Here is a 13,496-nt window from a genome sequence, read left to right as displayed (position 1 = left end):
CCCTATGAAGTCTATGAATTCTAATGCGACACGTGAGTCCTTTCGCTCCTTTATAATCTTTGGCTTAGTAGGGATCTTGAATACTGGCGTAGACGTCGCTGTATTTACGCTTTTAACCTGGTGGCAACTGCCTTGGCTGGTGGCGCAGGTGTTTGCCTACGGCTACGGGGTGCTGAACAGCTTCCTTATGAACCGCAAATTTACGTTCAAACAGCAGGGGGCGATTGTAAAGGGGCTGCTTCGTTTTCTTCTACTGAATGTACTGACACTTGGAATTACTTCCGCTTGCATGCTGCTTTTACACGAACAGATCGGAATCTCGCTATGGATCAGCAAAGGGACAGCAACCCTTTTGGGAGTGGTGCTTAACTTTGCCGGAAGCCGCTGGTGGGTGTTTCGTGCGGAAACTCGCGGCAATGATGAAGCTATAAGACATGCTGGTAGCGGGATGTGAAATTGAACGCTATTAAAATAGGGTCGTTCCTTCGCAGATGAGTATCTGTAAGGGTACGACCCTTTTTATGTTTCCCATTTGATGGGTGAAGAAGGGGGGGACACAGCAGAGTGCGGTAGGATGAAGAAAGGAGGGGGACACAGCAGCGTGCGGTAGGATGACGAAGGAGGGAGAGACAAACAACGTGCGGTAGGGCGGATGAAGGAGGGAGAGACACGACAAAGTGCGATAAGATGGATGAAGAAGCAGAACACCATAACTTATGTTAAGATGAACAAATTATTTCTCTCCAGGACAAAGTGAGCTCACCCTTTGCGCTCTTTAAGCGGCGAACGGGGAGCCTAACCGGATCATACCAACGCCTAACGGACACCATGGACGCTAATTCGCGCAAAACAGCCATTTTCAAATTCTAACGGTCACCACAGCGCTTAATAGCATCAATCCGTCGAAAAAAGGGCATTTTACACTAAATAGCTGCAACTGTGTCCGTTAGAAATCAAAATGACCGAAATTAGCCCATATAGCGTCCGCTGTGTCCGTTAGAAATCGAAATGGTCGAAATTCCCCTCAATAGCGGCCCCCTGTGTTCCTGTGTTCATTAAAGGTTGAGCCCCGTTATAAATTAATTATCCTATTTAGTCTTAAATTACCCAATTAAGTGTAAATTCCACAATGAATGTAAATTCTTCGAATGCTTCAAATCATACTAATCCATTACCCGCGGCTATCCAAATTTTAGGCGACCGCGATATAATGGAGCTACATAAGGAGAAGAGGAGAGAAAAGAATGGCCCATATTGTAGTTGCGGATGACGACGAGCATATTTGTGAGTTGATCGGTGTTTATTTGGAGAGTGAAGGATTTGAAGTGACGTATGCGGAAGACGGCGCGGCGGCGCTGGCAGCGGTTAAGAGCGTGCAGGCCGATCTCGTCATTCTCGATATTATGATGCCAGGTATGGACGGCTGGCAATTATGCAGTGCGCTGCGCGCGGAATATCCCGATTTACCGCTCATGATGATTTCCGCCAAAGGGGAACCCGCGCATAAGGTAAAAGGATTTCGGCTTGGAACCGACGATTATATGACCAAGCCGTTCGATGCGTTGGAGTTGGTCATGCGGGTCAAGGCGCTGCTGAAGCGTTACCGGATTACGTCGACTCAGACGATTAGGCTTGGCAAGCTGCTTTTGAACCGGCAAGCTTATAAAGTGTTCCGCGGCGACGAGCCGCTCGCGCTGCCGCTAAAGGAGTTCGAGCTGTTGTACAAGCTGGCCAGCTATCCAGGGCAAATTTTCACAAGAGGTCAACTGATCGAACAAATATGGGGACTCGGTTACGATGGGGATGACCGCACCGTCGATGTCCATATCAAACGGCTGCGTGAACGGTTCGCGAGCGATGCCGACCAATTCCGGATCGAGACGGTGCGCGGAATCGGTTACCGCCTTGAGGTGAACGGATGATACGTTCATTGTACGTCCGCGTGGTTCTCATCTTTCTGCTTGCGGTTAGCGTTGGAATGACTATCGCCTTTATGTTCACCTGGACGATCTTTCAGAAACAGATGGCGAAGGAGGTCCATCAAGAGACAATGTCTGTCGCAAATGACCTTGTCGATATTTATGCCAACACCGCAGATCAAGGCGAGGAATCGCTTCGCAACAATGTGCGTGCCCTGCGCAACTACTCGATCCGCATCATCGGCCGCAGCGGTGACGTCTTCGTTCTTAACGCCGTACATGCGACGGACGGGATTCACGTAACGGCAGAGGAGGCCGCGCAGGTATTGAACGGGGAAACGGTCATATCGGACGGCGGAGAAACGGAAATCGTCGGCCGTCCCTTTGAACTGAACAGAGAAACGTATGCCTTGTTCGTTATGCCGGTATACAACAACGACGTTTCGCTGCCAAGGATTTTAATTACGTTCCTGCTGATCATGTTCGGTGTCGGCAGCCTCATCTTTTTGATCGCTTCCCGCTTCCTAGTCAGGCCGATTCGCAGCATGACCGACGCCACGGAGCGAATGGCCCGCGGCGACTTCGGCGTCGAGCTGAACCTGAACCGAAAGGACGAGCTTGGGATACTGTCGCGAAGCTTCGATCATATGGTGCGGGAGCTTAAGCAAATAGAGCAAATGCGTCAAGATTTCGTGTCCAACGTGTCCCACGAGATGCAGTCGCCGCTGACTTCCATTGCCGGCTTCGCCAAAGCGCTGCGGGATGGCGTTATCCCCGGCGAGAAACGGGAGCGGTACCTGGATATCATTGCGGGCGAAAGCGAAAGGCTTTCAAGGCTTAGCGACAATTTGCTCCATCTGGCCTCTCTGGAGTCAGAGCATCATCCATTCGAGCCGATGACGTTCGCGCTCGACGAACAAATCCGCCAAGTTGCCGTGGCGCTGGAGCCGCATTGGTCCGGCAAGCGCATCACTATCGAACTCGATCTGCCGGAAGTCTATATTACCGCCGATCCGGATCAATTAAATCAGGTTTGGTTGAATTTGCTAGGCAACGCCATTAAATTCACGCCCGAAGGCGGCAAGGTCAGTATCGGCTTACGCTCCACTACGAGCGGGATCGAAGTGACGGTCGCCGATACGGGAATAGGCATCTCTCCGGATCAGGTCAACCATATTTTCGAACGGTTCTACAAAGCGGACCGGTCGCGAAATCGATCTTCCAAGGGCAGCGGGCTTGGCCTTGCGATCGTGAGGAAGATCGTTGAGCTGCACGAAGGCCGGATTTTCATCGTTCGCAGCTCCCCCGGTACAGATACCGTTCTCAAAGTCGTTTTTCCCGGCAGGCGTAGTTCTAATTCTATAAGCTCTGCCAAGCAAAATGTATCGACGCTTAAAGCCTCTGAACGGAATTTTCCGTAAGGGGCTTTTTTACGATTATAGAATTTATAAGTTTTTTGGGGCCCCCGCAAAGTATTTGGAATAAGCATCGAAGCATAGGCTCCACTTTGTGGGGCTTTTTTAGATATCGGGAAAGTCAATTCCCTGGGAAAACACATTTAATGCAAAGTTTCAACCATATGAACCAGAATCCGGATGACTCCCGCATGGCGGAACCGTCAGGCCATCATCAACGCAAAATACCGCAGCGAAAAGCGCTCTGTCTTCGTCGTCATAGGTCAATAAAACGTTTTTTAATCCTGTTCATCTTCCGTTCATATTCGATTCACTGTCCATTCATAATCGCCAGATATGATCGTTGGCAGGAGGATGGGGGCATTGAGAATGCGGGGGCACAGAGTAAAGGCCATTACGCTAAAGAGGGAGGGATATTGCGAAAGCGACAAGCACGGGTCATTCTTTGATTCCTCCGCCGCCATGAAATTCGCTGCATCTTTGCGAAAGGCGCTCCTGCAGCCGGCGGGGATTTGCTTTTGAGGTCCATAAGGTCTGGCCTTATAGCGCGGCGAAATAATAGCTCCGAAATCCACATTACAACATAACGGGAGAGTTCAAGATGAGACTATTTGAGATTCTACTTCTTCTAACCAGTGCAGGTTTATTAGCTATAAAAATGTTCTGTAAAAAGAACAATGGAATGCCGTTATTTATTGCCAGCATAACCGGTACGCTGCTGCTGATCATCCATTTGATAGTAGAAGGCTACAGAATACAGCTTTTGTTCCCTTATTGCATCACCATCGCTTTTCTGACCGTCTCGGTCTTGGCTTTGTTCGATAAAACCGCTGCTTGGAAAATGCCGCGCTTCTTATCTATCACCCTCTTCTCGGCAGGAACGGCGTCGCTGCTCTTAACCGGAGCTCTTATGTATGTTTTTCCGGTATTCCAATTGCCGGAGCCGACAGGCAGCCTTAAAGTAGGCACGCAAACCTTCCACTTCGTCGATGAAGGCAGGAAAGAAATATTCGGCGATGCGCCAGGAGGCAAAAGGGAGCTGATGGTCCAAGTTTGGTATCCGGCACAAAATACGAAGGGGAAGCCGCTGCCTTTTATCTCCGATGCCGACAAGGTTTTAAAGGAAGAACCGGTGTCCAAGACGTTTGGAATCCCAACGATGTTTGTGGAATACATGAAAAACATTTCGAGCCATTCTTACGAAAATGCCGAGATATCCGGCTTCAGCCCGTCTTATCCGTTAATCATTCTGAATCATGGATATAGCTCTTCGAAAATATACCATACATCCCAGGCGGAAAATCTCGCAAGCCACGGCTACATTGTTGCCTCCATCGACCATACTTACAGCACGTCAGCTACCGTATTTCCGGATGGTCGAACAACGACGATGAAAACGGACGAAGATTTGATCGGCGAAAAACAATACCGCAACAAGGTCGGTAAGGTATGGACGGACGATATTACATTCACCTTGGATCAGCTTGAACGGATCAATTCCGGAGAAATTCCAAGCGAATTCAACGGAAAAATCGATCTTGGCCGCGTGGGCGTGTTCGGCCATTCCTTCGGCGGAGCCGCATCATACGACGCGGCCTATGATCCTAGAATCACGGCAGGGATTGATTTGGACGGTTCGCTTTACCTTTACGACAAAAAGCCTTTGTCGAAGCCGTTTATGTTCATGTTTTCTGAAATGGGTTTCGATCTTTTCAATAAAGTCAGAGAACATTATGTCTATACGGACGAAGAGTTGAAGGAGAAGGGAGTCACAAAAGAAGAGATCGAGAAGGACATCAAAGGAGCAGAAACCCAGGTTGGACATCTTGAACATGTGGCTAAAAATGGAGGTCAAATTTTATATATCGAGAATACAGAGCATTACAATTTAGCAGATTTGCAGTTCTTGACCCCGCTTTTCCAACAGTTCAAATTAACCGGCAAAATCAGCCCGGCAAGATCGGCCGCTATCGTAAACGCATATACGCTCGATTTCTTTGACAAATATTTAAAGCACAAAGGCGGAAGCTTGCTTGACGCCCCAAGCGGCGAATACCCCGAGGTGAAATACCTGACCTCGAAGTTTGCCGAGGAAAGACCATAAGTTTGGATGACAGGTTACTATAATGCGACACAGTATATTAACAAGCTTCATATCGCCATCGTCAATTAGGACGGGAGAGCTGGCAATCCATTCAAAATAAAATCATGAGTTCGGTTCCTTTTCAAGCGAAGACTCTCTACAGCGTAGAAGAAGCGAATAAAAAAATGGAGCATGGGGACTATTCGATGGTTGGCGTGATTCCCCGGAACTTCGCGGTCGGCCTCAAATCCGGTCAAGCGAAGCTGACCTGTTATATTAACCAGGGAACCTCGCAAGTTGCATCTACTGCGGCTGAAAAAAGCTGCTACTTCCATCACCGAAGGAATATCCAAAGCCATAGGAGGCCATACAGAAAGCACGCCTCTGCATGCAGAGATTATCAAAACCCATCAACAGGAAAACTTTGCTATAACCATGGTACCGATTTTGCTTGGCTTCATTTCATATATTGCTACGATGACGATGAATGTTCACTTAAGACTTTCATCGCTAGTGCTGAAGAAAAAACATGCAAAATGGAAAATATTTTGGAGCCGCCAACTTCTGTTACTGCTTGTTTCTATATTCATCCCATTAATTATTGTATCGATCATTCATCTCTTTGTTGAACCCGCTGCGCCTTTTTGGAAAATGTGGCTATTCGAATCCTGCGTCTTCTAGAGAGTATTTGCGTCACGCAGATGGGCCTTGCGTTGTTTGGCCATTTTGTGCCTTTTTTCAACCTGCTGTTTGTCCCGCTAATGTTAATGACAGGGGGAAACATTATTCCTTCCCCATTGTTAGCACCGTTTTATCAACATATTGGGCAATTCCTGCCTTCAGGGGTCCCTGGGTTTATGCAGCTCATATACATTGGACAGAATCTATGGAGCTTCGTGCTGCATTTGCTGCCAATTTCAATTATGACGTGGGGAATTAAGGGGAATTACCGTACTAAAGACAAATCAAGAAAAAAATGCACCTGTACCGGTCGCTTTAGGCACGACATGATCCGCAACGAATGAATTCCAAAAGCGGCTCGTAAAAGAGCCGCTTTTTTTTAATTGCACCCCATTTTTTTAAGATTGACAAAATCTGGACTTCCTCTATAATCATAATAGACCGACAGTCAGTCTATACAAAGGAGGTCCGAATGACGAGGATTTTAAAAGAACCGGAAGAGCGCAGAAATGAAATATTGGATGCGGCAGAACAGCTCTTTTTCACGAAAGGTTATGCCAAAACGACGGTAAATGATATTTTGCAGGCGATCGGTATCGCTAAAGGAACCTTTTACTATTATTTTAAATCCAAAGAAGAGGTCATGGATGCGGTTGTAATGCGTTATATCGATGCAGGGGTAGAGGCCGCGAAACGAATTGCCTCGAATAACGGGCTTTCGGTTCATGAAAAGCTGTTTCAAATCATCATGGCGCAAAAGCCGGACACGGGCAGAAAGGGCCGCCTCATAGAACAGTTTCACCAACCGGAGAATGCGCAAATTCACCAGAGCAGCCTAGCATTAACGATTCATAAGCTCACTCCCGTTTTAACGGAGGTGATCGAACAGGGGATCAAGGAAAAGCTGTTCCGGAATCCATATCCGAAAGAATCGATGGAAATTTTGCTCGCAGCCTCGCAGTTTTTGTTTGATGAAGGAATATTCAGCTGGGAATCTGAGGAGTATGCCCGAAAAATCGAGGCATTTATCTATAACATGGAGATGATGCTTGGCGCGGAGAAAGGGAGTTTCGCCTATGTATCCCGATTAATTCAGACGCAGCCAGAGCTTGCGGACAGCGATGGGGGAAAGGAGGCGGGCCGGGAAGGTGAGCAATAAATCGTTCGGAAAGTTTTTGGTGTTATGGACCGGAGAATGGATCTCCAGTATCGGAAGCGGCTTAACGGCTTTTGCGCTGGGAATTCATATTTACAAAATGACGCATACCGCAACCAGTGTCGCTTTATTGACCCTTTGCGCGTTCCTGCCTTCCATTTTGCTGAGCCCCGTCGGCGGAGTGCTGGCAGACCGCTTTGACCGGCGGCTCATGATGATCATTGGCGACCTGTTTTCCGCAATAGGGCTTATATTCATACTCATATCGATGCTGGTTGGCGATCCTTCTCCTTGGAAAATATATCTTGGCGTTACGTTCAGCTCGATTTTTGTTTCTTTGCTGGAGCCGGCATATAAAGCCACCATAACGGACTTGCTGACAGAGGAACAGTTTGCCAAAGCCAGCGGTCTTGTTCAGCTTGCCGCCTCCTCCAAGTATCTTCTTTCCCCGGTCATCGCAGGAATTTTACTTGGAATAATGGATATCAGGGGCGTTCTGATCATAGACATCTTGACCTTTCTGGTTACGATGCTTACGGTTTTTGCCGTGAAGAGAAATCTCAAAGCGCCTCAGCAAGAAACACAAAAACGACAATCGCTTCTCAAAGAGCTAAAAGAAGGCTGGGATACTTTGGCTGCCGCAAAGGGTGTGCTGCAGTTGACTGTTATTCTTTCCCTCGTTACTTTTTATGTGGGATTCCTCCAAACTTTATTTACGCCAATGCTGATGCCCATCACGGATTCTCAAACGATCGGGACGGTCCTGTCGGTAAGCGCGGCGGGAATGTTGATCGGCAGCCTGTTCATCGGTACATTCAGCATCAACAGCAAATACATTTATATGTTGGCCGCGGGCTTAGGTGTTGCGGGAGTCTTCTTTTCATTGATCGGCCTCACCACGAATGTGTATTTTATCGCAGGCACGGGATTTCTGTTTTTCGCCGCGCTGCCGTTTGTTAATACGAGCGCAGACGTCATGATCCGCAAAACGATTCCGAATGAAGCCCAAGGGCGGGCTTGGGGAATCATCGGCATTTTATCGCAGCTAGGTTATGTGGCCGCTTATGCCGTTTCCGGTTTTTTGGCGGACCATGTGTTTAACCCGCTCTTGCGGGAGGGGGGCGCGCTTGCCTCTACTGTTGGCGAATTGATTGGGATCGGCGAGGGACGCGGCATCGGCATGATGTTCATGATATTGGGCATTTTGGTGGTGCTGCTGGCGTTTGTGATTCCGCGGGTCAAATCTATTCGTACTTTGGAAAAGCACTAGCTTATCCGGAAAAGGGATAGGGGAGAGAGTATTTATTGTTGATGTACGCCGGAGCGCTGATGAGGCCGCAAAGAGCGGCGATATTCAATAAGGAAAAAAGGATCAAAAGTAAGGGAAAGAAAAGCTGCTTCCTGGTTATTGAATATGGGGTTAGAAAACTTAATCAAAGCAAATGTTTGATTTTTCCGAGTTGAAAGCGATAAAAGAAAACATGATTAAGCTAAATACCCTATGATCTGTGTTTGAATCGAGAAAACGATCACGATCTGATGAGTTGCTGCCAATACTTGAAAGCCCGCATTTGAAGCGGGCTGTTTTTGCTGTGCGACGGGCAGTCGTAACTTTAGAGAGTTAACGCTATGAGCATCTGTTAAGAGTGGCGGCTACGTTACCATAAATACGAACCGGGAGCTTAGAAGGATGCTTTTCAGAGGGGGAAAGTCCCTCCTCAACCACTCTGGTGTGAGTTGAGAAGCCTAATCTAGGACAACATCGCGAGGTAATTGTCTGAAGGAGATGCGGAAAATCGAGAGACCCGTAGACGGATGAGCAGACCCAAATGCGAAAGCGTGAAGCACGCAGCGGCAGGATAAGTCGGCGACTGTGCGGCAATAACGGGAAGCCTAAGGAAAAAAACGTTGTCCAATGAACCAGACGGAGGGCGATGGCTTATCAAGTGAAGGTGCTGGGTATGTTCAGAAGGAAGATACGATGACCCCGTGAAGTTCTCTACTTCCCTGTAAAGGATGCTTCCATATAAGGCTTCGCCGAAGTTGTATTCATGGTAGAGAACTCAGACGTTCTCATAGTACGGAAGTAGGCAGGTGACTAAACGTTTGCCGAACGGAAGGGGAACGACCTCGTGGACAAACACTTGAATGTGGTGCCGGACAACCATCACGTTACTGCGGTAAGAACGAACGGAATGGGCACAATGAAAGGTGGGCGATAGACTTGAATCAAGAATTGAAGTTAAAGTGGCACAGTATTTATGGGCAAATTTTGTTTGATCGAAAACTTCATGAAGTATGGTTACAGGTAAAGGAAAACAAAGGGGCGGGTGGAATCGACGGCGAAACCTTGGAGAGCTATGAGAAGAAGTTGGATGAAAATCTAAGCGGACTCTTGCAGAAACTCCGAGACAAAGCCTATGTTTCATCCCCCGTACGCAAACAATATATCCCAAAAAAAACGGGAAGATGCGACCGCTAGGCATACCTAACATTGATGACCGGATTGTGCAACAAGCCGTTGTAAACGTGTTACAGCCAAAGTGAAGGAAAGGATTTTCCATCGTTGGTCGTGCGGATATCGCCCAAATTATGGGGCAAAACTCGTCGTCCAGATTATCCTGTGGAACATTGAGACAGAGCATAATTTTATTTATGACTGTGACATTCGCGGCTTCTTCGATAACATTCCCCACAAGAAACTGATGGGGATCCTGACGAAGTACATCGCGGATGGAACGGTACTGGATATGATCTGGAAGTGGTTAAAAGCAGGGTATATGGAAGAAGGCAAATACCACGAAGTAGATGCCGGAACGCCGCAAGGTGGTGTCATCTCGCCTATACTAGCCAACCTATATCTAAATGAGTTGGATTGGAAGTTAGAGGAGCACGGTATCCGCTTCGTGCGCTACGCTGACGATTTTCTTTTATTCGCGAAAACGGAGGAAGAAATCCGAAAAGCGGCTGAAGTCACCCGAGAAACATTAGCAGAGCTAGGATTGGAAGTCGCCATGGAGAAAACCAAGATGGTAAACTTCAAGAAAGATGACTTCGACTTTCTGGGATTCACGTTTGAACACTGGCGGGAGCGGAAGAAGGATGGCAGGCCCGTATTTCATCGCGAAACCCAAGGATTCCACGTGGAAAGGTTTCAAGCAGAAAGTGAAGGCCAAGACACGGAAAACCCTAACGTTGAACAAGAAAGCATGGCTGGAACGTGTCAATCCAATTATTCAAGGGAAGGTAAACTATTTCCTGAACCTGTACAAAGCCGTAGAGGAAAACAAGCGATATGGACAGGAAAGTCGTTGTTTCTTTAATGGATTCAAAAACCAGCTCTTTGATATGGACGGGTATGTGAGACAACGACTGCGAGTCGCCATGATACACAAGTATCCAAGCCAAAGAATAGGACACGCAATGAAAACGAAATGGAACAACGAATTCTTTGCTCGAATAAGGCTGGTACCTGCGTTCTGGGTATATTACAACGCGCAGTACGGATACACCCTCGATGATTACATGGATTTCATGAAGAACAAGCAGAAAACGAAACAAGTCCAAAGAAAACGGAAAGCTAGCGAACGCGGAGAGGCCTATTACACGCCTGAACGTGTCCGTAAAATACAATATGCACAACGTTTAGCAACTACTTATTGATTTCTAGTTGAATCACGTTGGTGAGCTGTATGCCTAAGTAAGGCACCTGCGGTTCGATAAGGGGGAGCCATGAGAGTGTTTCCCTACTTTATTTTTCTAACCATATGTTTATTAGCACTGGTCATTACAACTATCCCAAGAAGTAGGATATTTATACTTAAGGGCGCTCAAGATAGTGTTGTCAAAGCTGAAATGATAGCATTTGTAGAATTTTGTAATATAATATCAGTAGTAAAAAAGATATTGGAGGATACGCAAATGTTAATTGGAGTATTTCTAAGGCACTATAAAATTTATCGAGGGCTATACTTCATTCCTATTAATTCAGATTATAATAATAAATATTCTGTGTATATTGGTAACAACGGGGCGGGTAAGAGTTCAATATTAGAGTCATTAAATACATTTTTCAATGGTGCTAATTGGAACAGAAATAAAGATGGTAAAAAGGATGACGCTTTTATTGCTCCTATATTTTTAGTGAGAAAAGAAGAATTTATTAATACATTAGAATTAGGTGATGAAGATATATTGTATTTTGAATTTTTAAGCGACTATTTCTGGTCATCTAACACTGAACTAGGATCAAATTTTTCTACAGATGAATTTAAAAAATTCTATCAATATAGAGATATTTTAAAGAATAAGTATGATAAAGAAGAATATTTTTTGTTTCTTGTTGGTATAGCATTTAACAACAAGAATGATGCTTATTTTATCACATTTAATGATAGCCTTTTGAAGAAAGTTCCTCTTGATTTAAAGGATTATAAATATCAAAAAATTCTTGATCTTGTAAAAGAGTATTATACTTATGTATATATTCCGATTGAAGCGAGCCCAAGTGATATTCTCAAGATAGAAAATCGAGAAATGCAAGAATTAATGAACAGAGACATTTTAAACGAAATCGATAATATATTAAATCAAAAAAATATTAAAAATGGGAGTCGGGGTCACTATAGTGTGATAGAATTTTTAAATAATTCTTTAAACACATATATGGATTCTATAAATGATATTATAAGTAAAATCGATGAGCGATACGCTTATAAGGTTGAGGGGATGTATAAGAAAAATCTTAAATCCTCAGATGTGAGAAAGAAAATATTAGAAGCGTATTTTTCTATTCGAACGCTCAAAAAAGATAGAAAAGAGGTTAGTGAGCTTAGCTCTGGAGAACAGAGAACAGCACTACTTGATGTGGCAACAGCTTTTCTAATAGAAAGTTCAAGTGCTCATAAAAATGTAATATTAGCTGTTGATGAACCTGAAAATTCATTACATATATCTAGGGCGTTTAGCCAATTTGAAAGACTGAGGAATCTTTCTACTAAAAATCAGATTCTAATCACCACTCACTGGTATGGTTCTCTACCAGTTACTGATACTGGGGATTTACATTACATTGAATTAATTAGTGATAAGAAAGTTGAAATGCATTCATTTAAATTAAACAATTATTTTGAGAAACGCGGGAAGCTACCAGATGATATTATTATTAAAAGCTATTTTGAATTATCTTCCTCAATATTAAGTTCGATGAGATCGGAAGAGAAGAATTGGATTATATGTGAAGGTACTGACGATAAAATATATCTTGAATATTATCTTCGTAATGTTCCTAACCTTCAAGTCTTTGCAGTTGGCGGATGTGCTAATGTAGTTAAAATGTATAATTATTTATATCTACCTTTTTGCGAACGAGAAGAAAATAGAGCCATTAATAGTAAACTACTATGTCTAGTAGATACTGATGAGCACTTAAATATCATTGATTTCAATAGTAGTACAAAGGGAGAAAAACTTAAGATTGCAAGGATACAAATGAGTGACGATGATGTATTGCTATCTAAACTTTCATCTGGTGGGATTTATACACCGACTGAGATAGAGGATTGTCTTGATCCAGAGCTCCTGTATGATTCTCTCGTTCAATGTATTTCTAAATATGGAGATAGTGTTCAAAGAGATTCAATAGCAATGTTTTCCTTTAAGCAGGATATGAAAAACTCAAAGATAAAAGGTGAACAATCTATATTAGCACCTAGTTCAATTGAAGCAATAGAGCATAAGGAATTTATTTATCAATTTATTGATGATTATAGGAACAAATATTTGATTTCAGAGTTATATGTTAAAAATGCTATGAAGAGAGGGCATAAGATGCCATCTTTGTTTCGAAGAATAGAACAGTTTTTTGATGTGATTTGAAACACAAGTTATGTCTTATTACTGCATTTTATGTTGAATTCGATTTCTAGATTTGAAACAATTAAGAATTAGGAGCCACAGGTTGGCTCTTTTTCTTTTTCAAGTTTCTAGTTTTAAGGGGGAATTGAAGTTAATAGGAATAGAAATACAAGGTAGCTTCACATTATCTGACAACTACATTTGATGATTTAGAGTGAAAAAACGGTGCAAAAAGTAAGTTGAAAGGATAGAGAGAACTTCTGATAGATTCAAGAAAAAAGCTCTTCATAGAAGCGCTGTCATTATAATTATCACGATGGGACATGGATGATCGATTAGAGATATCGGTTTGAGTTATCGCTGTAACCGATTTTAGTAACTAAGGT

The 13,496-nt window shown here is 44.4% G+C and carries 10 protein-coding genes; all 10 read left to right on the top strand.

What is annotated here, in order from left to right; all coding sequences use genetic code 11:
* Positions 1-4: 4 nt before the first annotated feature.
* The 10 genes from L6442_RS19485 to L6442_RS19440 all read left to right on the top strand — a co-directional run bounded on the left by L6442_RS19485 (position 5) and on the right by L6442_RS19440 (position 13,131).
* The gene (locus L6442_RS19485) at positions 5-454 is read left to right on the top strand and encodes a GtrA family protein (RefSeq protein ID WP_212976719.1); all 450 of its coding nucleotides are present in this window, start codon (positions 5-7) and stop codon (positions 452-454) included.
* A gap of 790 nt (positions 455-1,244) precedes the next feature.
* Positions 1,245-1,922, top strand: coding sequence for a response regulator transcription factor (locus L6442_RS19480; protein ID WP_212976718.1), 678 nt, complete (start codon positions 1,245-1,247; stop codon positions 1,920-1,922).
* Positions 1,919-3,340, top strand: a complete 1,422-nt coding sequence (locus L6442_RS19475) for a sensor histidine kinase (protein WP_212976717.1) — start codon at positions 1,919-1,921, stop codon at positions 3,338-3,340. Before L6442_RS19480 ends, L6442_RS19475 begins: the two co-directional genes overlap by 4 nt.
* 595 nt (positions 3,341-3,935) lie before the next feature.
* Complete coding sequence (locus L6442_RS19470) at positions 3,936-5,438, top strand: alpha/beta hydrolase family protein (RefSeq protein WP_212976716.1); 1,503 nt, start codon at positions 3,936-3,938, stop codon at positions 5,436-5,438.
* A 276-nt stretch (positions 5,439-5,714) separates the two neighbouring features.
* Positions 5,715-6,098, top strand: a complete 384-nt coding sequence (locus L6442_RS19465) for a hypothetical protein (protein ID WP_212976715.1) — start codon at positions 5,715-5,717, stop codon at positions 6,096-6,098.
* A gap of 472 nt (positions 6,099-6,570) precedes the next feature.
* Positions 6,571-7,257 (top strand): TetR/AcrR family transcriptional regulator, encoded by a 687-nt coding sequence (locus L6442_RS19460; protein ID WP_212976714.1) that lies wholly within the window; start codon positions 6,571-6,573, stop codon positions 7,255-7,257.
* Complete coding sequence (locus L6442_RS19455; protein WP_237099992.1) at positions 7,247-8,524, top strand: MFS transporter; 1,278 nt, start codon at positions 7,247-7,249, stop codon at positions 8,522-8,524. Before L6442_RS19460 ends, L6442_RS19455 begins: the two co-directional genes overlap by 11 nt.
* Positions 8,525-9,478: 954 nt before the next feature.
* A complete protein-coding gene (locus L6442_RS19450; RefSeq protein WP_212976712.1) occupies positions 9,479-9,736 on the top strand; it encodes a hypothetical protein in 258 nt (85 codons plus the stop codon).
* 61 nt (positions 9,737-9,797) lie between these two features.
* Positions 9,798-10,577 (top strand): reverse transcriptase domain-containing protein, encoded by a 780-nt coding sequence (locus tag L6442_RS19445; RefSeq protein WP_212976711.1) that lies wholly within the window; start codon positions 9,798-9,800, stop codon positions 10,575-10,577.
* A 409-nt stretch (positions 10,578-10,986) separates the two neighbouring features.
* Positions 10,987-13,131: an AAA family ATPase gene (locus L6442_RS19440; protein ID WP_212976710.1), complete on the top strand. Its 2,145-nt coding sequence runs from the start codon at positions 10,987-10,989 to the stop codon at positions 13,129-13,131.
* Positions 13,132-13,496: the final 365 nt, after the last annotated feature.

This window comes from Paenibacillus azoreducens, assembly GCF_021654775.1.
Taxonomy (GTDB): Bacteria; Bacillota; Bacilli; order Paenibacillales; family Paenibacillaceae; genus Paenibacillus_AQ; species Paenibacillus_AQ azoreducens.
This window is presented reverse-complemented; position numbering and strand designations above follow the sequence as displayed.

Coding starts and splice junctions, on each gene's coding strand:
- L6442_RS19440 (WP_212976710.1), top strand. CDS start 10,987: ATGAGAGTGTTTCCCTACTTTATTTTTCTAACCATATGTTTATTAGCA.
- L6442_RS19485 (WP_212976719.1), top strand. CDS start 5: ATGAAGTCTATGAATTCTAATGCGACACGTGAGTCCTTTCGCTCCTTT.
- L6442_RS19470 (WP_212976716.1), top strand. CDS start 3,936: ATGAGACTATTTGAGATTCTACTTCTTCTAACCAGTGCAGGTTTATTA.
- L6442_RS19460 (WP_212976714.1), top strand. CDS start 6,571: ATGACGAGGATTTTAAAAGAACCGGAAGAGCGCAGAAATGAAATATTG.
- L6442_RS19480 (WP_212976718.1), top strand. CDS start 1,245: ATGGCCCATATTGTAGTTGCGGATGACGACGAGCATATTTGTGAGTTG.
- L6442_RS19475 (WP_212976717.1), top strand. CDS start 1,919: ATGATACGTTCATTGTACGTCCGCGTGGTTCTCATCTTTCTGCTTGCG.